This window comes from Candidatus Palauibacter sp. (genome assembly GCF_965216145.1).
Lineage (GTDB): Bacteria > Gemmatimonadota > Gemmatimonadetes > Palauibacterales > Palauibacteraceae > Palauibacter.
In genome coordinates, this window is record NZ_OZ244149.1 from 2,494,920 (window position 1) to 2,516,486 (window position 21,567).

The window sequence follows — 21,567 nt, forward strand, 5'->3', positions numbered from 1 at the left end:
GACGATCCGCGAGCGTGGGCGCGCGACGATCCGGGCCGACAGGTCCATTCACGGCCACTTAGGGCCTAGGGAATCCGCTTCGTCCCGGTGGAACAAATGGGGGGTAGAGCCCCACTATTGGTTGCGTAAATCGCTTTCAATGAATGCGTTACGTGACTTCACGAAGCAGTCCGCGGAACGTCTCCCTCCTCGGGGATCCGGGCTAAAGAAGCTGGGCGCGGGGGAGGGTGGCCATGGCCTTGTCCAGCGTCAGGACATCCAGGTCTTCGCGCGCATAGTCGTTGGCGATGAGGCGGTCGAGCAGTCCCGGTCCACCGGAGGCCTCGAGGGCATCCAGGATCGGACGTCCGTTCAGGGGGGCGACGAGTCCGCTGCGAAGAACGTCGAGGAGGCCGGCGCGGGCCTCGACTCTCGTCACGCCGTAGTGGTGCTGGACGGCGATGTACGCCTCGCCGATCACCTGGTTCGATGCGACCACAGCCGAGCCTTCGTCGGCCACCAGGGCGGAGAGCCGCCGGACGGATTGAGTGAAGTCCGCTTCCGGCACGCCCGTCAGCAGGCGCACCAGCACGGAGGTGTCAATCCCGTAGCGCTGGATCATGGGGCTCGGCACGGAAGGCGTGGATATCGAACTCCCCGGATCCGGACCGCAGCCTGGCGCGCAGCGGCGCCAGACGTGAGAGGTCGATCCGCTGCGGCCGCAGGATGAAGCCTTCGGGGCCCTCTTCCAACTCGAGGCGGTCGCCGGGGCGCACGCCCATCGCATCGAGGACCCGGGCGGGGAACGTCACCTGACGCTTGGATGTAATCCTTACCAGCATGGTCTCCTTCCTGTCGTGGGTGCCTTACTAAAAATGATAAATTAGTAAGGTAGCTGTGTCAAATCATCTGTTCGCAAACTGAGCGGGCGCGTCAACCGACGATCAAATGACGTCGCGTGCTTGACGACCGCTGCCCTGTGCGAAGATCATCCGCGGGTCCGGGACAACACGACTCCAACCTCTTCGAGCGCTCCCCATGTGTACGCCGGTCCGGAAAAAGCTGCTTCTGGCCGTGCTGGTACTCTGCTTCGGAGTCCAGACGGGGCTCGTGTATTCCGACTCGCGCAGCGTCCCGCTGTCGGAGGAAGCACTCGCGGGGCGTGAACTCTGGCAGGGGTATGCCTGTCAAACCTGTCACCAGTTGTACGGTCAGGGGGGGTTCCTCGGACCGGATCTGACGAACGCCGCGAGCCGGGTCGATTCCACCCGGCTCGTTTCTTTGTTGAGGGTGGGTAGCGGCCAGATGCCGCCGCTCGCCTTCAGCGACGAGGAGGCCGCGGCGATGGCGGCGTTCCTGCGGGAGATGGATCGGCCGGAGATCGGCCGCGGCGAGTTGCGGCTCGGGAGTCCGGGGGAGGGAGCCGGGGCGCAGGCGGCGTTCGAGCGCGCGATCGAGGCCTCCCTCGGCCCCGAAGATGCTGACGTCGCGGCCGGGTACGCCGCCTGGCGCATCCGACCGTGCAGCGCCTGCCACTTCCCGTTCCGGGCGTCGCCGGTCGGGGCGCCCGACCTGTCGCTCGTGTCCCGGTCGCTCGCGCCGGATTCGCTCGACCGGGTCCTCGCCGAGGGTCGCCCGGCGAAGGGCATGCCGCCGCCGGTGCCGCCGCTCGACGCCGCCGACCGCGCGGCGATCACCGCGTTCCTCGAGTTCCTGGGCGCGAACCGGGAGCAACTCGAGGCGGCGACGCGGGCGCTGGCGGCGGACCGCGGCCTCGACTGGCGCGCGCTGCCGTGGTGGGAGTTTCCGTGAAGCCCTTCGAGGCCGGCCACCCCGCGCACCAGTTCGCCGTGCTCACCTTCGTACGCGGCGGTCTGGTCGCGATCGCGATCACGCTCCTCGGCGGGATCCTCGCGGCGCTCTACTCCGTGCCGGCGCTGGCGCCGTGGTTCCAGCAGGTCGGACTCGACCTGCGCCAGCTGCGCCCGATCCACACCGTCTTCGCCTCGGCCTGGGTCTTCCTGGGCGGCGTCGCCGTCGTGTACCGCTTCCTGCAGGACGAGGGCCCCCCGACCACCGGGGACCGCTGGCGCCTCCGCATCCAGATCTCCACCTGGGCGATCGCCGGCCTCGGGATTCTGGTGACGCTGGCCCTGGGCGTGGGCACGGGGCGCGAGTACGTCGGTTTCCACCCCGTCTTCTCCCTGCTCATCCTCGCGGGCTGGATCTGCTACGCGTGGAACTTCTTCCGACTGGCGGGGAGGCGCTTCTGGGAACGGCCGGTCTACGTGACGATGTGGGGCGTCGGGCTGCTCTTCTTCATCGTCACCTTCGTCGAACAGCACATGTGGCTGGTCCCGGGGATCTTCGGGGATCCCGTGCAGGATATGCGGATCCAGTGGAAGGCGACGGGAACCCTCGTCGGCACCTTCAACCTCTTCGTCTACGGGTCCGTGATCTACCTGGGGGAGCGGATCTCGGGCGATCCCTCCTACGGCCGTTCGACCACCGCGTACATGCTGTTCGGGGTCGGACTGCTCAACTCGTTCACGAACTTCGCGCACCACAGCTATCATCTCCCGGCGCGGGAGTCGGTGAAGTGGATCGCGTTCGTCGTGAGCATGATGGAGATCATCGTCCTCGCGCGGGCGATGTTCGATCTGTGGGGGGCGCTGCGGAAGCCGAGCGATCGGGCGTTCTGCGCTGCGCGGGGTTCGTTCGCGGCCGCGAAATGGTGGACGTGCGCGATCCTGTTCAGTGCGATCCTTATCTCCGTTCCCCCGCTCAACGCCGTCATCCACGGGACGTACGTCGTCACGGGGCACGCGATGGGGGCCATGATCGGGATCGACACGATGATCCTGCTCGGGGCCGTGATCTGGATTCTGAGCGAGCACATCCAGGCCCGGGAGGGCGAGGCGGGGTGGGAGACGCTCCACACGGCCGCGATGCGGCGGGCGCTGCTGGGGCTGAACGTCTCGGTGGCGGCGCTCGTGCTCTGGCTGCATGTGGTGGGGACGGCGGTGGGCGTGACGCGCGCGGTCCATGCCCCGGGAGAAACGTACGTCCCGCCCGAGTGGGTCTCCGCCTGGAGCGGGATCGGGTTCGCGGTCTCCGGCACGCTGTCGCTGATCTTCTTCGCGTGGGTCGTCGCGCAACTCGCGCCGCCCGCCTTCCGGTACTTCCGGGTCTCGGGCGAGCGAGCATGACGGGCATGAACGGGCCGCTGTGGACCCCGGATCCCACCTTTGCCGCGTCGACGAACATGGCGCGCTTCACGCGCTTCGCGAACGAGCGCTGCGGGGCCGGGGCCGACTCCCCCCGGGCGCTGTGGCGCTGGTCGATCCGCGAGCCGGAGGCGTTTTGGAACGCGGTGTGGGATTTCTGCGGGGTCATCGGCGAGCGCGGCGAGCGCGCGGTAGTCGACTTCGACCGCCTGCCGGGGGCGCGCTGGTATCCCGACGCCCGGCTGAACTACGCCGAGAACCTGCTCCGGCGGCGCGACGACACGCCGGCGCTGATGTTCCGGGCCGAGGACCGCGTCCGCCGCGACCTCACCTGGGCGCAACTCTACGACACGACCTCGAGGCTCGCGCAGGCGCTGGGGGCCCTGGGACTCGCGCCGGGAGACCGGGTGGCCGGCTACGTACCCAACATGCCGGAGTCCATCGTATACATGCTCGCGTCGGCGAGCCTCGGGGCCACGATCTCGACGGCCTCGCCCGATTTCGGCGTGCAGGGCGTGTTCGACCGCTTCGGCCAGGTCGAACCCCGCGTTCTGCTGGCGGCCGACGGCTACTTCTGGCAGGGGAGGTGGTATTCGAGCCTCGACCGTCTGCCGGAGATCGTGCGCCGGCTTCCGTCGGTGGAGCGGGTGATCATTATCCCCCACACGGATCCGGAGCCCGACATCTCGGCCGTGCCCCGGGCGGTGCTGTTCAACGACTTCATCGGCCCGTGGCAACCGCGGGAGATCGAGTTCCGGCGCCTCCCCTTCGACCATCCCCTCTACATCCTCTTCTCCTCGGGTACGACCGGGATCCCGAAGTGCATCGTCCACACGGCGGGCGGCGTCCTTCTCACGCATCTGAAGGAACATCAACTCCACGCCGACATCCGGCGCGGCGACCGGACCTTCTACTTCACCACCTGCGGGTGGATGATGTGGAACTGGCTTTCGTCTGCGCTCGCGAGCGAGGCGACGGTCGTCCTGTTCGACGGCTCGCCCTTCCATCCCCGGCCCGAGGTTCTGTTCGACTACGCGGACGAGGTCCGGATGACGCAGCTCGGGGTGTCGGCGAAGTTCATCGACGCGATCGGGAAGGAGGGTCTCCGGCCGCGCGAGACGCATGACCTCTCCTCGGTGCGGACGATGGTGTCCACGGGGTCTCCGCTCGTCCCGGAGGGGTTCGACTACGTGTACCGGCACGTGAAGTCCGACGTCCACCTGGCCTCGATTTCGGGAGGGACGGACCTGTGCGGGGGCTTCGTGGTGGGGCATCCGCTCCTCCCGGTGTGGAGGGGGGAGATCCAGGCGCCAGCGCTGGGTATGGACGTGGATGTATGGGATGAGAAGGGACAGTCGATGTCGGCGGGGAAGGGGGAACTGGTCTGCAAGTCGCCCTTCCCATCGGTGCCGGCGGGGTTCTGGGGAGACGAGGATGGGAGCCGGTTCCACGAGGCCTACTTCGACGTCTACCCGGGCGTATGGCGGCACGGCGACTGGATGGAGTGGACGGAGCACGGCGGGGTGGTGATCTACGGCCGCTCCGACGCGACATTGAACGCGGGCGGGGTACGGATCGGGACGGCGGAGATCTACCGGCTGGTGGACCGGCTGCCGGAAGTCATGGAGTCCATCGTCATCGGGCAGCCGTGGGAGAATGACACGCGCGTGATCCTCTTTGTCCGGCTCGCGGATGGGCGGCGTCTCGATGGAGAACTGGAGGGGCGGATCAGAATGGAGATTCGCGAGAACGCCTCGCCGCGGCACGTCCCGGCGCGCATTCTCGAGGTGTCGGACATCCCGCGGACGAAGAGCGCCAAGATCTCCGAACTCGCGGTGCGCGCGGTGGTGATGGGTGACCCGGTGAAGAACGTGGAGGCGCTCGCGAATCCCGAAGCGCTCGAGGACTACCGCGACCGGCCGGAACTCCGGGCATGAGCGGCGCGGCAATGGCGGGAGGCTTGTACCCATGAGACGGTCGCTCGGCGGTCTGCACTTCGCACGGGTCGCGGCGTTCACCGCGGCGGCCGCATGCGCCGGGTTCGCTGTGACGGGAGGCTGTGTGGCGCAGGAGACAGGGGATTCGACGGGAGCCGGAATCACGGCGGTCAACGGGCTCACGCTGGGGCACTTCACGCTGGCCGAGCGGCCCACGGGGTGTACGGTCGTGCTGGCCGAGGACGGCGCGGTGGCCGGCGTCGACGTGCGAGGCGGAGCGCCGGGAACGCGGGAGGTCGCCCTGCTCGACCCGGTGAACAGCGTGCAGGAAGTCCACGCCATCGTGCTCTCTGGCGGGAGCGCGTTCGGGCTCGACGCGGCCTCGGGGGTGGTCCGGTACCTCGAGGAGAAGGGGATCGGCTACCGGGTCGGGGACCATGTCGTCCCGATCGTGGCGGGGGCGATCCTGTTCGATCTCGGCGTGGGGGACGGCTCGATCCGGCCGGGGCCGGAGTGCGGATACCGGGCCGCACTGGAAGCCAGCGTGGCTGCGCCCGCCGAGGGGAGCGTCGGAGCCGGGGCCGGGGCCACGGTCGGGAAACTGGGTGGTCGCGACCGGGCCATGAAGGGAGGGATCGGGAGCGCCTCCATCACCCTGGAGGACGGGCTCACGGTGGCGGCTGTCGTCGCGGTCAACTCGATCGGCGACATCATCGACCCGGCGACGGGAAGCATCGTGGCCGGGGTTCGCACCGAGGACGGGACGGGGTTCGCGGACGCGCGGGCGCTGCTGCGGGCGGGTGAGGTGCCGGGGCCCCGGGGCGAGGTCGGCGGGAACACGACGATCGGCGTCGTGGCCACGAACGCGACGTTGACGAAGGCGGAGATCACGAAGGTCGCGCAGATGGCGCAAGACGGGGTCGCCCGTACGGTTTACCCGGCGCACACGCCGAGGGACGGCGACACGGTGTTCGGCCTCGCCACGGGGGTGCACCTCGACGAGGGGGGGCTGACACGGATCGGCGCGCTCGCGGCGGAGGTCATGTCGGAGGCGATCCTGCGGGCCGTCCGCGCGGCGGCCGGACTCCCCGGCATCCCCTCGGCGTCGGAGTTGGCACCCGCTGGCGGCTGATCGTTGATGGAGTGGAGCAGGTTGTTATTCTCTTCACCATGCGAACGACGATTTCCCTCGATGATCAGCTCGCCAGACAGGTGCGCCGCGAAGCGGCAGCCCGGGGGATGAGTGTGAGCGCGCCGCCCGGGATCGCATGACGGCCAGCCTGTGGGGGATCCTCGCCTACGCCGCCGGACTCATCGCCCTTGGAGCGTGGATCGGCCGCCGGGTCGACGCCGCGGGCAGCTTCTTCGTGGCCGACCGCAAACTCGGCCCCGTCCTGCTCTTCGCCACCATCCTCGCCGCCAATCTCGGCGCCGGCACGACGGTGGGCGCGGCGGGGCTCGCCTATCGCGACGGACTGAGTGCGTGGTGGTGGGTCGGCTCCGCGGGCATCGGCACGATCCTGCTCGCGGTCTGGGTTGGCCCGCGCATCTGGCAGGTCGCCGCGCGCCATGGGCTCCTCACCATGGGCGACTACCTCGAACTGCGGTACGGCCGCTCGGTCCGGCTGCTCATCGCCGGGCTGCTATGGTTCGCCACGCTCACGATCGTGTCCGGGCAGCTCATCGCGATGGCCGAGATCGTCTCCGTCGTCGCCGGGTCCCCGCGCTGGGTGGGCGCCCTCATCGGCGGGATCGTCGTCATCGTCTATTTCAGCGCGGGCGGCCTCGTGGCCTCCGCCTGGGTCAACCTGGTGCAGCTTGTCGTCATCCTGGCCGGGTTCGCGATCGCGATCCCGTGGGCGCTGGCCGACATCGGCGGCTGGTCGGCGGTCGAGGCCGCCGCCGCGCGGACATCGCCGGATTACCTGAGTCTGTGGCAGGGCGGCGCGTCCGGCTGGGTGTACATCGCGCTCCTCGCGCCGGCGTTCATCATCTCGCCCGGTCTGGTGCAGAAGGTCTACGGCGCCGCGAGTCCACGCGCGATTCGCACGGGGCTGCTGGCGGCGGGCGTCGCGCTGGTGCTGTTCGCCTTCGCGCCGACGCTGCTGGGCATGATCGCTCGTGTCTACGATCCGGCGCTCGCGAGCCGTGAGCAGGCGCTGCCCATGTTGCTCGCCACGGCGCTGCCGCCGGCTCTGGGGCTGCTCGGTCTGGCCGCGGTGTTCTCCGCCGAGGTGAGCTCGGCCGACGCCGGCCTGTTCATGCTCTCGACGTCCCTCTCGAAGGACCTCTACAAGGGCTTTCTCCGCCCCGAGGCCACCAGCGGACAGGTGCTGCGCGTGGCGCGAGGCGCCGCCATCGCGGGGGGTGCGCTCGCTGTGCTGCTCGCACTCTGTCTCGAGAGCGTGATCGCGTCGCTGACGATCTTCTATTCGATCCTGAGCGTGAGCCTCTTCGTGCCGGTCGCGGCCGGACTGCATTCGCGGAGGAGCGGTGTCCCCGAGGCCCTCGCCGCTATCGGGGCCGGGCTCGCGGCGCTGGCGGCCGTCCGGATCTTCGCCCCCGCCGATGCGCCCGCCCTGCTGGACCGCACGCTCATCGGCCTCATCGTCTCCGCCGCCGTCTTCGGCCTCGTTGCCCTGGCCCGCGCCCGCCGAGGGTGAGCTACCAGCCGAGACTCGCCAGTTCCGCCGCGAGTGCCCGCAAGCCGATGACTTCTACCCCTCCCCCCAGCGGGTAGCGCTCGTCCCCTCCGTACACGAGGAAGGTCTTGTCCGGCCTTACGTCCTCCAGGGCGATACGGAAGCCCTTGCTGACCCGGGGTGCGAGACTGCGCTTGATCTCGATGGCCCACGTCTGCGGTCCGGGTACTTCCAGAACAAGGTCGATCTCCACCCCGGTCGCCGTGCGGTAGAAGCCCGGCGGCGAGAGCCTGTCCGGCGCGGCCCGGATCAGGGTCTCGATGGCGAAGCCCTCCCAACTGGCGCCCGCCACGGGGTGGCCGAGCAGGTGGTCGAGATGCGGAATCCCGAGCAACGCATGCAGGATGCCGCTATCGCGCACATAGATCCTCGGCGACTTCACCAGCCGCTTGCGGACATTCACATGGATCGGCTGCAGACGCCGCACGAGGAGGAGATCGACCATGAGGTCCAGATATCGGGCCACAGTCTTGCCATCCACGGCAAGGCTCCTCGCCAGGTTCGAGGCATTCCAGAGTCCGCCCTGGGAGTGAGCGAGCATGGTCCAGAAACGGCGCAGCGTCTGGGCAGGGATCCGCGGCCCGAGCTCGGGAATGTCCCGTTCGAGATACGTCCGGATGAAGTTCTCCCTCCAGAGAGCGCTGGCCTCATCCGTCGGGGCAAGAAAGCTCGGGGGGAACCCGCCCCGGCTCCACAGGCTCATGAACTCGCGCGCGCCGACCTCCCGCACATCGAGCGGTCCAAGCTCGAGATAACCGATGCGGCCGGCGAGGCTCTCGCTGGCCTGGCGCATCAGTTCCATCGATGCGGAACCCAGAATGAGGAACTGCCCCGCTTTCTCGCCCCGCCAGATCCTCCGGTCGATGATCCCTCGCAACTCGCGGAACAGGTCGGGAGCCCGATGGATCTCGTCGAGGACCACGAGCTTGTCTCTCACCGCTTCCAGATATCCTGAGCCCTCCGCCAAACGGGCACGATCGGCGGGGTTCTCCAAGTCCAGGTAGATACCGGGCGTGGATCGGCTGGATCGGTTCGGGACGCCCTCCGGCCCCGCCGCCGCGAACGTACGCGCCAGGGTCGTCTTTCCTACCTGCCGCGGCCCGAGGATTCCTACGGCCGGAAACAGCTTCAGGTGTTCCTCGACGCGCGGTCGCAGGATCCGGGGGACAATCGCAGGGTGCATCATTGCATTTTAGGACTACCGCTCCCGATTTGCAAGGAAAATGACGCCAAGGACGCCCTGATCACCTCACTTTCGAGCTTGGGGACACGTCGTCGGCTGGATATGGACTACCCTCATGGCTAAGCTCTCGGCGACTTTCCGACTCTGGAAACGCGACAGATGGCCGGCAGGCCGAAGGGGGCGGGACGATGTCGGTAGCGGCGGCTGACAAAGCGTGACGCAGCGTCGCCGGGTCGCGGCGCGCGGCGTCCTGCTCGCCATACTGGTGGCCGTCTGGCTCACGGGCTGTGGAGGCGAAGGACAGCGGACGCTCTCCATCGCAACGGGGAATACCAACGGGTTGTACTACCCGCTTGGCGGCGGGCTGGCGTCGATATGGTCCCGGCACGTCGACGGCGTGAACATGAAGGCCGAGACCACCGCCGGCTCGGTGACGAACCTCATCCAGGTCGCCAAGGGCGAGAGCGAGGTCGGCTTCACGCAGGCGGACGCCCTGGCCGCCGCGCTTGCGGGCACGGGCCGGTTCCCCGAACCCATGCCGCTCCTCTCGATCGGGAAACTGTATCCCAACGTCGTGCACCTGGTGACGGTCCGGAGCACCGGCATCGAGTCGGTGCACGACCTCAGAGGGCGCCGCGTGTCGGTCGGCCCTCCTGGGTCCGGGAACGCGGTCACGGCGTGGAACGTGCTCGAGGCCATGGGCATCGGCGAGTCCGACTTCACCGTCCGGCAACTCAACTACGCGCAGATGTCGAACGGCCTCAAGGACGGGACGCTCGACGCGGGGTTCATCGCCGGCGGAGTGGGAATGCCCGCCGTGGTCGAGATCGCGGTGTCGCGGGACATGGTCCTCGTCCCGTTCACGGACGACGAGATCGCGACGATTGTCCGCGCGGAGCCGGCCTACTCCGGGTTCGACATGCCGCCGGGTGTCTACCGCGGCGTGGATGAGGCGGTGCTGACCCCGACCCTCTGGAATCTCCTCGTGGTGTCGCGCTCGATGGATGAGGGGCTCGCCTACGATCTCACTCGGACCATGCTCGAGCGCCGCGGGGACCTCGAGAACATCTCCAGCGTCGCGAGCTTCATCACGCCCGCTTCGGCCCGGGACGTGGGCGACTTCCCGATCCATCCCGGGGCGAGGCGCTACTACGACGAAGTATTGGGTTCCGGCACCCGTTGACGACCGAAAAGCTGCCTTGGCGGCACATCCTCTTCGCCCTGGCGGTCGGGCTCTCCCTGTTCCAGCTCTGGCAGAGTACGACGGGCACGCTGTCCGCCACGCTGGGGCGTCCCATGCACCTCGCCTGGGTCGTCGTCCTCACCTTCCTCGCCAAGCCCTCGTGGACGGGCGAGGAGGCCGCTCCCCGCTGGAGCCTGTGGCTCGATGCCGCGCTCGCGCTCGCCGCCCTCTACTGCGGCTGGGTGGTCGTCGGCTTCGACTACCGGGGCGTCGACCACATCCTGTACGGACTCACGACCCACGACCTGATCGTGGGCCTCGCCTTCGTCATCCTCCTGTTCGAGGCGACCCGGCGCGCCGTGGGCTGGGTGATGGTCGCGGTGGGCCTCGTCTTCCTCCTCTACGCGGGGTTCGGGGACCTGCTGCCCGATGTGATCGCGAATCGCGGCTTCAGCCTCGAGCGCATCCTGCGCTTCCAGATCTTCACGGGGGCGGGGCTGTTCGGGACCCCACTCGGGATCGCGGCGGGGACCGTGTTCATCTTCGTCCTCTTCGGGGCTTTCCTCGAGGTGACGGGTGCCGGACGGTTCTTCATCGATCTCGCCTTCGCCGCGGCGGGCCGGTTCCGGGGCGGGCCGGCGAAGGCGAGCGTGATCGCCTCAGCGGCCATGGGGTCGATCTCGGGATCGGCGATCGCGAATACGGTGACGACGGGTGCGCTCACCATCCCCATGATGAAGAAGCTGGGCTACCGCCCGGAGCAGGCGGGCGGGATCGAGGCGGCGGCCTCCACGGGGGGCCAGATCATGCCGCCGATCATGGGCGCCGGCGCCTTCATCATGGCCGACTTCACGAACACGCCCTACCGCGAAATCGTGACGCTCTCCATCGCCCCCGCGATCCTCTACTTCGGGTGCACGCTCCTCTTCGTCCACCTCATGGCGGTCAAGCTGGGGCTGCGCGGGATGAAGAACCCGCCGCCGGTGCGGCGCACGCTCAGCGAGGGGGTCCACTTCCTCCTACCGCTCGGGCTCGTGGTCGCGCTCCTCCTCCTCAACTACTCGCCGCCGCTCGTCGGGACCGTGGGCTGCCTCGCGGTCGTCGTCACCGGGATGGCGCGGAAAGGGACGAGGGTCGGGTGGCGGACGATCCTCGAGGGCCTCCGGGCCGGTGCGATCATGGCGCTGCCGATCTCGCTCGCGTGCGCGACAGCCGGGATCGTGGTGGGGGTCATCGGCCAGACCGGAATCGGCCTCCAGTTCACGGAGTCGGTCGTGCAGGCGGCCGGCGGCCTGCTCTGGCTCGCCCTCATCTTCATCGCCATCGCGGCGCTCGTCCTCGGCATGGGGCTGCCGGTGACCGCGGCCTACATCGTGATCTCGGTCATGGCCGCCCCCGCGCTCGAGGGCCTCGGGCTCTCCCTCTTGGTGGCGCACATGATCATCTTCTGGCTCTCGCAGACGTCGAACGTGACGCCGCCCATCGCGCTCGCCGCCTTCGCCGGGGCCGGGGTCGCCGGCGCGCCTCCCATGCGGACCGCGACCCAGGCCGTGAAGCTCTCCCTCGGCTTCTTCATCGTGCCGGCGATGATGGCCTACTCGGCGCTCATCCTCGTGGAGGGGACCTCCGTGACGGCGTTCGTCTTCGCCATCGTCTGCACGGTGGCGCTCATCTCGGTGGCGGCGTACGCGATCGAGGGATTCGCCGTGGCCGCGTGCAGCATGGCCGAGCGCGCCCTGTTCGCCGCGGCCGGGGCCCTCATCCTGGTCCCGAACGCCGCGGCCAGGATCGCCGGAGTGCTGTTGGGCGCCGTGGTCTACGTGCTCCACACCCGGAAGAAATCCACCACAGAAGACAACCATCGGTGAAAGCGGGACAACCATCGGCGAAAACGGGATAACTCCAGTTTCTCCCATGCGGTCTGCTTCTCGTCTATTACGTAGTGCGTTACGTTGCAGCCGACGAGATGCGATGGGTCCAGCGGGTATTTTGCGAAGTGGTTGTGGTATGAGGTGGTCTTACTTCGTTGGACAGTCCGAGGGCAAAGTTAAGGTGGATTCCGAGTGATTGTGAGAGCCCTCGGGAGCCTTCTCCGTGAGTTGTCCCGGGGTGGGTGCTCCACCCGTGGGTCCTCCCCCGGCGGGGGAAGGACAGCTTCCAACATGGGCCCCGGTGGTCGGGAGGGGAACCCGGCCGGCGAGCGGGGCTTGGCCGCCGTCGGCGCGAGGCGCCCGGCATGGGGAGATCCCGCGTGGCTCCCCGTCTGTGCGGGCTCACGGGGGCGCGCTCCGGCAGGCACGAAGATCCGCCGTTCACACCGCCCCCGTGCCGTTGCGGTAGGCCTCGCCCGGCGTCCGCCCGCCGAGGGACGAATGCGGGCGCACCTCGTTGTAGAAGTCGAACCACGAGCCGATGATGCGTTCGGCGTCCAGCCCGTCCCGGAGCTCGTGAAGGTACACCGCCTCGTACTTCAGCGACCGCCACAGCCGCTCGATGAAGATGTTGTCGAGGAAGCGGCCCCGGCCGTCCATCGAGAACGCCGCGCCCGCCGCCAGCACCCGGTCCGCGAACGCCTCGCTGGTGAACTGGGCGCCTTGGTCGGTATTCAGGATCTCCGGAGCCCTCCAGCCCAGTGCGTCGTCCAGAGCCTCGACGCAGAACGACGCGTCCATCGTGTTGGACAGCCGCCACGCGAGCACGTGCCGGCTCGCCCAGTCCATCACGGCCACGAGGTAGAAAAACCCTTGCGTCACCGGAACATAGGTGATGTCCGCGCACCACACGTGGTCCGCCTGCGAGATCGCCAGGCCGCGCAGCAGGTAGGGGAAGACCCGGTGCTCCGAGTTCGCCACGCTCGTGCGCGGCCGCCGGTAGGTCGCCTCCATCCCCATCAGCCGCATGAGCCGCCGGATCCGGTGCCGGCCCACGACGACGCCCTCGCGGCGGAGATGGCGCATCATCTGCCTGCTCCCGTAGAACGGGTAGTCCATGTGGAGCTCGTCCATGCGCCGCATGAGCGCCAGGTTCTCCGCGCTCTCCCCCTTCGGCCGGTAGTACCGCGAGGACCGGCTCACCCCCAGCAGAGCGCACTGCCTTGAAAGACTCGGCGGCCCGTCCCGCTCGATCATCCGCACCCGCTCCGCCCGGCTCAGCGCTTGAGCCCGCGCCGAAAAAAATCCCGCTCGACCGTGAGCTCCCCGATCTTGGCGTGCAGCTCCCGGACCTTCGCCTCGTGCTCCTTGGCGAGCTTGCGCCCCGCGCCCCCGGCGAACACCTCCGGCAGCCCCTCGAGCAACTGCCGCTTCCACGTGCTCACCTGGTTCGGATGAAGCTCGTGCCGCCTGGCGATCGCCTGTACGCTGTCGCGTTCCCGCAGCGCCTCCAGCGCCACCCGCGCCTTGAACTCCGGCGTGAACCGTCGTCTCTTCCTGGCCATCTCGGTGCCTCCCGTTCCTTCCTGGAATCCACCTTAACGACCTGTCCAAAAAACTGGGACCACCTCAGTACACCTCCAATGCGTACCCGCGGCCTCTTGCCGCCGCTGAAGAGGCCGACCAGGATTCCCGTAGCACGGCGACACAGGACACGGAGGTGTTCATATCGGCGGTCAGCTTCTTACCGGGGCCAGGTCGGCGGGGGCCAAAAGCCGGAGGCAATTCGTGACCTGCGGGAACGTACACATCAATAACATCTAGACCGTGCATCGCCGTGCGCACACTGTCCGGGTCATCGTGCAGCCAGTTTCTTGTGCGATTATGCACGACTAACATCCCAGGCTCCGATGCGCCAAGCGCCTTCAGCTGCTTGTTCGCCTTTGAGATTACGCCGCGAAGCCGCTTCCCGGGTGTGCCACTTAGGGACCCTCTTCCACCGGCCTCAAGCCGTCTTTGCGCTTCCTGTTCCTCTTCGTTAGGATCGAACTGCTTCACCTCCACGACGATGCCACGGCTGCTGCGCCGTACTATGCGGAAATCGGGTACGCTGCTGCCATGGGGCATCGAGTGTGCGTCAATGCGCTCGACTCGCCAGCCTTGGAACTCGCAAAAGCGGCGAAAGAGCTCTTCAGATTCATTCATACGACGTTCCAGTCCTGAAGGTGTTCTGTCCTTATGATTACGTGTTTACGTTCGCATAAGCATAGCGCATCCGGCTTCTCCGGAGATTCAAACGGGAGGGCTCTACCGGAAAATTCCGTCCAAACCGTAGCTCAGCCGTCGGGCACCCTCGCTCCCGGCCTTGACGAACGTATCGAGGATGTCGATCAAGCGTTTCTGCATTTCCGCGTCCGTGCGAAAGAGCTCACGGTAGTCAGCTAGGTAGCGATCTACGATTCGCACCAGGACCTGCTCCGCCATGGAGTCGTACTGATAGCCTCCCTGCCTTCCGCCCCGGATAACGCGTGCGATGCGAAGAAACACCCCACGGGGATCGACGGCAATGAAAGCCGCGAGTGCTTCCAAAAGGTGGTGGGCAAGGGAAGGCAGCCCTACATCGGCCAGTTCGTCGATGACTTCCGCAGACTCGGCGTAGAGGCGCCGGAGAGCCGGCTCGCTGGGAGAGTCGGTACCATCGTACGCGCCCGAAACATAATAGATGTTCGACCCTACGGAGTCCAGCAAGCGCGCAAGGCCTTCCATCTGCTCTTGGCGGGGTCCTTTCTCCGAAGGATCTTGGGCATTCTCCTGGCGTTCCACATCACGCCGGAACTCAGCTGCCGCGCCCCTCACGACTCGAAGGAGGAAGTTCCAGCTTCGCCTGCGGGCAGCGTCGGTCTCGGGAATTGCAGTATTAACCGAGCCACTCACCAGAATCTCGCGGAAGCGTCGCACTAGATGAGCGACCTCCTCAAGGTGGGCAACGGGATGATCGGCAAGGTCGTTGATCACCACTGCCGCGGCGGTGTCTTTGCCCCATACGAAGAGGTCAGCGAGGATATTGCCGCATGAATTGACCAGCTCATTCCGGTCGGGGGCATCCGCTATAGCCTGCCGAATACCTATAGTGATCGCCGCGACCCGCGCCGACTCTTCAGACATCAGGTGGCGCAGCGGATGCACCAACCACTGCAACACCCGCAGACTACGGTCCCGGGCCATCCGTTCAATCAGCCTCCACGTCCAATCCGGGTTGCGCTCATACCGGACCAGCACCCGGAAAGCAATCTCTCGGCGAACGGACGGAGCCGGATCGGCGGCCAGCCGATCCACGGCGGTAAGCATGTGCGGGTCTTCGCAGGAAGGATACCGAAGAATTGTCATTAGACCTGCGGCAGCAGCTACGCGGGCTGCGAGCTTCTCCCGCGACCCTTCCACGAATCGCTCGTCAGAGTCCCTTTCGGCGGTTGGCACTCGGTGCTCACTTGCCTCGAGTAGCACCATCCGCACGAACGCGCCCGCTCCTTCGTGACAACGAAGGTCCTCCATCTTCGCGGCTGCGGCGCATGCCTCCGCCAAGTTGCCCCAAGCGTAGTTCGCCAGCTTCTCGTGGACGCCTTCAGCCTCGGAGGATTGAAGAGCTGTATGCAGCCGCTTCATGTGCGGGAATGCCGCAGCCAGTGCCTGGGATGTGGGAACCTCGTTGCGGTGAGCGTTCGCAAACGCCTTGACCGGCTCTTCCAGCTCCCGAAGGCACTTGTTCGGTTCCTCCTCCACCGGCACGCCCTCTTGGGCAAGGAACTCCTCCTCTCCAAACTCCCGGTTGAAGAACTCGAACTTGACGTCGTCCTCGTTCGGTGGAACCGCGCTCGCAGCACGCAGCGCAGACAGATGCTCTCGGCACTCGGAGGTCACGAGTCCTTCCCCGGGAAGACACCCAAGCAGTTGATCGCGTGTTTGCTCCGCCGCGCTTCGGCGTTCTGGCGGTGATGCCGCTGGAATGGAGAGGATGGCACGTTCAATCTTCTCTCGGTCAGTCTCAGACAGATCGAGAAAAAGAGCGCCGTTCATACTCCCGACGTGTCTCGTCGTATCGGGACACATCAAGACGGGGAGCGACCACCCGGCCGCACGGATTCTCATCCCTATGTGGGCTGGGTAGCGAACCCCCAGGTCGAGCAGTCGTCGCCACACGGCCGCCAGCCGACACGTGCGTGCAAGCGTGTCCAGCAGGTTGGCCAGCTCAACCGCCCCTCCCGCCCCGTCGGTGAGATCCTGCAATCGCTGCTCGACATGATCCAAGAGTTCGACTGCAGTCGTCTCGTTGGGGTGGCCTTGCCCGCGGTCCCACAGGCGGCTGTAGTCCGTCCGGATAAGAGCCCGCTCCCCACGAAAGTCGAATTCCGCAGACTCCCCGGCATCTTCTTTCGGAACGGCTGGTTTGCTGGCGACATGCCACTCGAGAGCGGCGTCCATAGCCGCCACCGCTTCCGTAGGAGCGCCGCGCAGGAACTCTGGATATGCTTGGAGCAGTTGGTGGAGCCCGATCTGATAGTCCTGGCTCCGATTCGATGTGAGCGGGAGGACTGTGCTTCCCAAGACCGAAGTTGGCGAGCCGGACGTTTCCCGGTATCCGAACGCGGCTCGGTAGATGTCCCGGACCAAGGTCGGATTGTGGGGCGTCATCGAGGGCAATGCGTCGGCCAGCCACCTCAGCTCCTCGCTTCCGTGCTGTGCGAGGTGGTCCGGTTCTATCGCTCGCCGCAGGAGCTTGGAAGATGCTTCGGCATCGGTATCGAAGGTTCGACAGACGAACCGTATGGCCTTCCCCACAAACCATCGATCTCTCCGGCTCTGAGCCCACGCGAAGCCAAGGAGACGCCGACTGGCCGTACCCACCTGCTCGGCCTGGGGGGCGGAGAGTTGATCGAGACGGGGCACAAGCTCCGATAGGATCCAGGACGCTGGATAGGCACTCCCGGTCGTGAAGCTCTCGCTAAGCCGCTTGGCGAGATCGCAACACAAACCGACCGTCTCAGGCTGAGAACCACGGTCGGCAAGAAGAGCTTGAACGCAGTGCGCCAGCGCGCTTTCGGCCGGCTTGCGGACCGCCTCGTCCGCTTCTCCGAGAGCCGCCAGGAGCGGCGCAAACTCCTGAATCGTCAACCCGATCTCGCCGGCAACGCTTGGTCCGATCAACTTTCCTATCTCGGGAATCTCGGGTGAACCGCACACGGCAAGAACGGTCTCCCAGAACTCCTCCCGCGCCCGTTGTGCGTCAAGCGCCCAGAGATAATGGAAGTGCATGACAAGGCTCGGTCTTCCGAGCAGGACAAACGCACGATCCTCTGCGAGAAACGATGCCACACGATCCGCCCGGCACCGGAGCAGCAGCCGTGCGACGGCATAGTCGAACAGGACATGGTGCGCGAAGGCGAGCGTGGATGCTCGTGGAGGCGCTTCCGGTCGCGGTCGCCACTCGACGATCACCTGCTCCGACAGAAGGTCGTGGATTTGTGGTCCTGCGGCGACCTCCGTTTCCACGAGATCTCGATCCACATGAAGGGCTCGCTCGCGGGACATGGCCTCGACCGCCTTTCGAAGGACAGTCTCCCGAGAGCGAGCTTCACGCACGGTGCCGCCCCTGAAAACGCGTTCCTGCCAATAGAGGCCGAGTAGATCCAGTTGGCTGCCTACGTTGCGAATCGCCTGAGGATCCGTTCCCCCATCCAGCAACTCGGCAGCAAGCCGAAGATTGAAGGGATTGCGCAGGAGTTCGGCGACCGCCGTCGGCGCCGACTCAAGGAGCTGAGCCAGTTCCGGAGCGCCAAGCTCGCCGATCTGTCGGAGCTCGTCGTCCGTCAGAAGCCCGACGACGACATGGCGCACTTGGGAGAACGACCCGCCGACAAGCGGAGGCTCGGGGCCATCCGGGGGAGTGCCCTTGAAGATGTCGGGCAGATCCCGGCTGTACCGGGCATCGTACTCACGGATCGACGCGACGACCCTCCACCGATCCCCTCGTTCAGAGACTTCTCGGATCAGGTCCCTGAGAGCGTCAGCCGATCGACCGGTGCGCGCCGCGTCGAGCGCATCCACCAGAAGGAACGCGGGGCGCGTCCCAGGCCAGTTCGCGAGAACGTCCACAACGTCGTGTTCGAGTCTCAGCTCGTCTCGCAGTCCCCCCGCGCTCTCGAATGGCGGCTGCTCGGCCGCCAGCAGAAGTACCTCACACCCCTCCTTACGCAGCGCTTCGGAAAGCGAGTGCAACAGACCCGATTTTCCCGCTCCAGGCTCGCCGACCAGAAGAACGGACCCGGCCTCGGCCGCCCTTCGGAGGAGAGGGACATAAGGGCGCCGGATCCGCAACTCATCGTCCCCCAGTTGGATGAACGCATGTGCCGCCAGGCGGTCAGCGACCCGAGTGCTGTGACTCCTTAGACACTGAACGTCGCCGCGATAGCTCCGTGGGGCGCGTATGCTCACGTCGGCGTCGTTCAGGGCCTCGAGCAATGTGGCGCGATCCGCATGACCCCGCGTTCCGATCAGGCGCAGGCTTCGAGCAATCAACTTCGACCATGCCACGTCGGCCTGTTCAGGGGTTTCAAGCACAATGGCGCGGAGGATCCGCTTTGCCTCTCGTTCGTCTCTCTCCTCCTCGTCCACCTCGATTGTCTCTACACGGAGAAGGTCTAGCAGCCTACGGACGTCGTGGTCACTTGGGTCGCACCCGGTTTCGTCCTTCCAGGAGGCCCGAATGTGTTGAACGACGATGTCCAGAGCCTTCCTTTTCCCTTTGTCGAGCCCGTCGACGGGCAGCTCATGCCTGGGGTAGACCCGCACGCGCTCCAACGCCTCGCGTAGCTTCACACGAATAGTCGCAGGAGCGTCGGCACCTACCGCCAGCACGAAGCGATCATGCGCCGCATCCGAAGGATCCTCGCCATCTCCCGCCGCCGCCCTCCCCAGCAGGAACTGCCGAACGAATTGATCCACGGCCGAGGGGAATGGGGCGAGTCGGCCAGCACGGTACCTAACCTCAGAAAGGGGAACGGTTCGTTTCACCTGCACGTACGCGGTGCGGCCGGTGTCCGTGCTGACGATCAGGTCATCGACGGGTCCAGGACCCTCGCAGGCCATTCGAACCACGGGTGCCTTAAGGCCGAACGGTGGATCCGCATCCTTCTCCGCAAGCATATGCACAGCGGCCCAGGCGGTGACTCGCGCCTGGTAGTCCATCCCGGATCCCGCTGCGGATCCCCCCGCGTTGCTGCGCTTACCAACCATTGCCCATTGGCCTCACGGTCGTCCACCCTCTCCCCCCCGCCCTCCACGGTCGATCTGCGATGGCGGTGTCCAGTCAACTCCGAAGCCAACCGTTCCGGCGTGCCTTTTCGGCCGGCGCTCGACGTTCTTAGGCTCATCCTAATCCAACGGGAGATCCCGCTCCGAGCCACGCCGCCGATGCAGCTTGAATCGGGCACCTCGGGAGGCACGATCCACATGAAAAAGTGAATCGCCTTGCAACCCGAACTCACGTCGCGGTCTCAAGGCGATTTCTCTACAGGGTCGGGTGACAGCGCGGTCGCTTGCACCGGATTGAGGGTCCGGTAGGCGCGTTTTCGCACCGAAGGCACCCAAGCGTCTCGCGGGTTCGAGTCCCGTCCCTGCCGTTTACCCTTCCTGTATGAAAAAAATATACTCGCGGGGTGGCGATGCAAACCCGCAGTGCGCCCGCCGCACCTTCTGCCGCCCCGCCGGATGAAGCCGAGCCCCTTCCAGTTGCCGGACTCCCGCGTCGCCGGCGCGGAAACCGGCACCGTTACACCGCGATCATTCGTGAGTCTTGCTCCGGCGTAGCCCCCGCACGTCGAGTCGGACCGTCGGATTGAGCAGATTCCGAGTCGGTACAGGCGCGTGATTCGACGCGCGTGGGGCTCTAGCAGGCCGTGGAAGAAGTGGTCGCCGGCGTGGCCGACTGTGGAAACGGGAAGTGGTGGATGATTTGGGCACTGTTATGCAAAAGGCGACCCGGGGGGCGGTGAAAGCCGCGATTTGCGCCCGGGAGGCCGAGAATGCGCCCGATTCGGCCAAGAAAGGCGGCAAAGTCGCGTGCGGAGGCGTCCGAGAGGGCCGCGGCCGCTGCCGCGAGGCCCTGCAGGCCGCGCGGGGTGCCGAAGCCGAAGCGGCTGCGCATCGCCAGCGAGAGGTTGAAGGCGGCGGCGTGAACGAGCATCCGTTTTCGGATCTCCTCCTGCCCGCGGACGTGAACGCGGCGCAACCCTCCGGTCACGAGGAGGTGGGCGAAGGTGCGCTCCAGCTTCTCTCCGCGTTCGCGCTGCAGCCGCTTCCCCCGCTCGCCCCGGTTGCGGCGGCGGTTGCCGTACACGGCCTTCCGCGCGTCCCGCTTGCCCTTCCACTTCCGGCGGCCCCGGTTCGGCTCGCTCACGTAGCTCCGCAGTCCCCGCTCCTTCACGCTCGTCATGGTCGCGTTCGAGTGGTAGCCCTTGTCGGCCACCACTTCCCTCGGCTCCGCACCCACTTCCGCCAGCCGCCGCTCCGTCTCGTCCAGCGTCACCGGCAGCGACGCGCAGTCGCCGCCGTCCATCGTCTGCACCGTCACGGCGACCACCGCGCCGGTCTCCATGTCGACCGCCTGCTCGAGCTTGTGCGCCAAGCGGGTGCGGCCGTCCTTCATCTTCGTGATCCGCGCCTCCGGGTCGTGCGGATGCTTCCAGTCCTTGTTGGACCCCTTCCCCGGACGCTTGCGGTCCAGCTTCGCAAGGTCGGCCCGCGTCGGCGTCTCGATCCCGGACGCCCGCGCCAGCTGCTCGAGCCACGCGTCGTACTCCGTCTCGTCGTCACGCCGCACGATCGCGCGCAGCGCCGCGTTCGCCTCCAGCGTCGTCGAGTCCACCCCCACGGTCTTGCCCCGCAGCAGCCCCGACTCCCGCAGCACCTCCAGCACCCAGCCGAACACCGCGCCGTGGGCCTCCAGGCTCAGCCGCTTGCGCGTCTTCGACAGCGTGGAATGCTCCGGCGGCGTCTTCGCCAGACCGTAGCCCAGAAACTCCCGCAGCGAGATCGAGTCCCGGCAACGCCACGCGATGCCCCGTTCCGAGCCGATCCCCTCCAGGTATCCCACCATCAGCATCCGGAAGTACACGCCCGGTGGCAGGCCCGGCCGGCCCATCCGCGCCGCGTAGAACTCCCGGCACGCCTCCTCGGCGAACTCGTCGAAGCCGCTCTTGCGCAGAAGCTTGTCCAAAGCCGCGTAGAACGGGTTGTCCAGCGCCCGCACCGCGCTCGCCGCAATGAACAGCTCCTCCTGTCGCTCGCCCGGCATCCTGCCCACCGCCATCGCCAACCTCCCGTGACCGCCGGTTGCCTCTTGTCCCGCCCACAATCTAACCATCAACACCGGCGCGGGACATCGCGACTTTTTCCACGGCCTGCTAGGGTTGCGGGCGGATCCGAACGTC

At 66.9% G+C, this 21,567-nt stretch carries 15 protein-coding genes; 8 read left to right on the top strand and 7 right to left on the bottom strand.

Going from position 1 to position 21,567, the window contains the following annotated elements; all coding sequences use genetic code 11:
- Window positions 1–202 precede the first annotated feature (202 nt).
- On the bottom strand, window positions 203–601 hold the full coding sequence (locus tag ACOOHF_RS10540) for a hypothetical protein (RefSeq protein ID WP_420461647.1): 399 nt from the start codon (window positions 599–601) through the stop codon (window positions 203–205).
- The gene (locus tag ACOOHF_RS10545; protein ID WP_419933764.1) at window positions 579–821 is read right to left on the bottom strand and encodes an AbrB/MazE/SpoVT family DNA-binding domain-containing protein; all 243 of its coding nucleotides are present in this window, start codon (window positions 819–821) and stop codon (window positions 579–581) included. The genes ACOOHF_RS10540 and ACOOHF_RS10545 overlap by 23 nt, the downstream gene beginning before the upstream one ends.
- A 196-nt stretch (window positions 822–1,017) precedes the next feature.
- On the opposite strand from ACOOHF_RS10545, the gene ACOOHF_RS10550 reads away from it, so the two are divergent.
- Genes ACOOHF_RS10550 through ACOOHF_RS10575 form a run of 6 tightly spaced genes read left to right on the top strand, consistent with a single transcriptional unit; the run spans window position 1,018 to window position 7,806 of the window.
- A complete protein-coding gene (locus ACOOHF_RS10550) occupies window positions 1,018–1,791 on the top strand; it encodes a c-type cytochrome (RefSeq protein ID WP_420461648.1) in 774 nt (257 codons plus the stop codon).
- Window positions 1,788–3,188, top strand: coding sequence for a cbb3-type cytochrome c oxidase subunit I (locus tag ACOOHF_RS10555; protein ID WP_420461649.1), 1,401 nt, complete (start codon window positions 1,788–1,790; stop codon window positions 3,186–3,188). The genes ACOOHF_RS10550 and ACOOHF_RS10555 overlap by 4 nt, the downstream gene beginning before the upstream one ends.
- The gene (locus tag ACOOHF_RS10560; RefSeq protein ID WP_420461650.1) at window positions 3,185–5,143 is read left to right on the top strand and encodes an acetoacetate--CoA ligase; all 1,959 of its coding nucleotides are present in this window, start codon (window positions 3,185–3,187) and stop codon (window positions 5,141–5,143) included. The genes ACOOHF_RS10555 and ACOOHF_RS10560 overlap by 4 nt, the downstream gene beginning before the upstream one ends.
- A 31-nt stretch (window positions 5,144–5,174) precedes the next feature.
- Window positions 5,175–6,275 carry a P1 family peptidase gene (locus tag ACOOHF_RS10565; protein WP_420461651.1) on the top strand — a complete coding sequence of 367 codons (1,101 nt, stop codon included), beginning with the start codon at window positions 5,175–5,177 and terminating at the stop codon, window positions 6,273–6,275.
- A gap of 38 nt (window positions 6,276–6,313) precedes the next feature.
- Window positions 6,314–6,415 carry a ribbon-helix-helix protein, CopG family gene (locus ACOOHF_RS10570; RefSeq protein WP_420461652.1) on the top strand — a complete coding sequence of 34 codons (102 nt, stop codon included), beginning with the start codon at window positions 6,314–6,316 and terminating at the stop codon, window positions 6,413–6,415.
- A complete protein-coding gene (locus ACOOHF_RS10575; RefSeq protein WP_420461653.1) occupies window positions 6,412–7,806 on the top strand; it encodes a sodium:solute symporter family protein in 1,395 nt (464 codons plus the stop codon). Before ACOOHF_RS10570 ends, ACOOHF_RS10575 begins: the two co-directional genes overlap by 4 nt.
- A 1-nt stretch (window position 7,807) precedes the next feature.
- Here ACOOHF_RS10575 and ACOOHF_RS10580 read toward each other — a convergent pair whose 3' ends face one another.
- Window positions 7,808–9,016 carry an ATP-binding protein gene (locus ACOOHF_RS10580; RefSeq protein ID WP_420464359.1) on the bottom strand — a complete coding sequence of 403 codons (1,209 nt, stop codon included), beginning with the start codon at window positions 9,014–9,016 and terminating at the stop codon, window positions 7,808–7,810.
- Window positions 9,017–9,242: 226 nt separating this feature from the next.
- Here ACOOHF_RS10580 and ACOOHF_RS10585 point away from each other — a divergent pair, with 226 nt between their 5' ends.
- Both ACOOHF_RS10585 and ACOOHF_RS10590 read left to right on the top strand, forming a co-directional pair.
- Entirely contained in the window at window positions 9,243–10,211 is a 969-nt protein-coding gene (locus ACOOHF_RS10585; RefSeq protein WP_420461654.1) for a TAXI family TRAP transporter solute-binding subunit, read from the top strand.
- Window positions 10,208–12,079 (top strand): TRAP transporter permease, encoded by a 1,872-nt coding sequence (locus ACOOHF_RS10590; protein ID WP_420461655.1) that lies wholly within the window; start codon window positions 10,208–10,210, stop codon window positions 12,077–12,079. The genes ACOOHF_RS10585 and ACOOHF_RS10590 overlap by 4 nt, the downstream gene beginning before the upstream one ends.
- Before the next feature lie 444 nt (window positions 12,080–12,523).
- Here ACOOHF_RS10590 and ACOOHF_RS10595 read toward each other — a convergent pair.
- The 4 genes from ACOOHF_RS10595 to ACOOHF_RS10610 all read right to left on the bottom strand — a co-directional run bounded on the left by ACOOHF_RS10595 (window position 12,524) and on the right by ACOOHF_RS10610 (window position 21,446).
- A protein-coding gene (locus ACOOHF_RS10595) for an IS3 family transposase (RefSeq protein WP_420461656.1) occupies window positions 12,524–13,647 on the bottom strand; the annotation gives its coding sequence in 2 pieces (ribosomal slippage) (window positions 12,524–13,371 and window positions 13,371–13,647; 1,125 coding nt in all).
- Between the two features lie 64 nt (window positions 13,648–13,711).
- Window positions 13,712–14,287, bottom strand: a complete 576-nt coding sequence (locus tag ACOOHF_RS10600; protein WP_420461657.1) for a hypothetical protein — start codon at window positions 14,285–14,287, stop codon at window positions 13,712–13,714.
- A 102-nt stretch (window positions 14,288–14,389) separates the two neighbouring features.
- On the bottom strand, window positions 14,390–19,324 hold the full coding sequence (locus ACOOHF_RS10605) for a hypothetical protein (protein WP_420461658.1): 4,935 nt from the start codon (window positions 19,322–19,324) through the stop codon (window positions 14,390–14,392).
- A gap of 700 nt (window positions 19,325–20,024) precedes the next feature.
- On the bottom strand, window positions 20,025–21,446 hold the full coding sequence (locus ACOOHF_RS10610) for a transposase (protein ID WP_420461659.1): 1,422 nt from the start codon (window positions 21,444–21,446) through the stop codon (window positions 20,025–20,027).
- Window positions 21,447–21,567 lie beyond the last annotated feature (121 nt).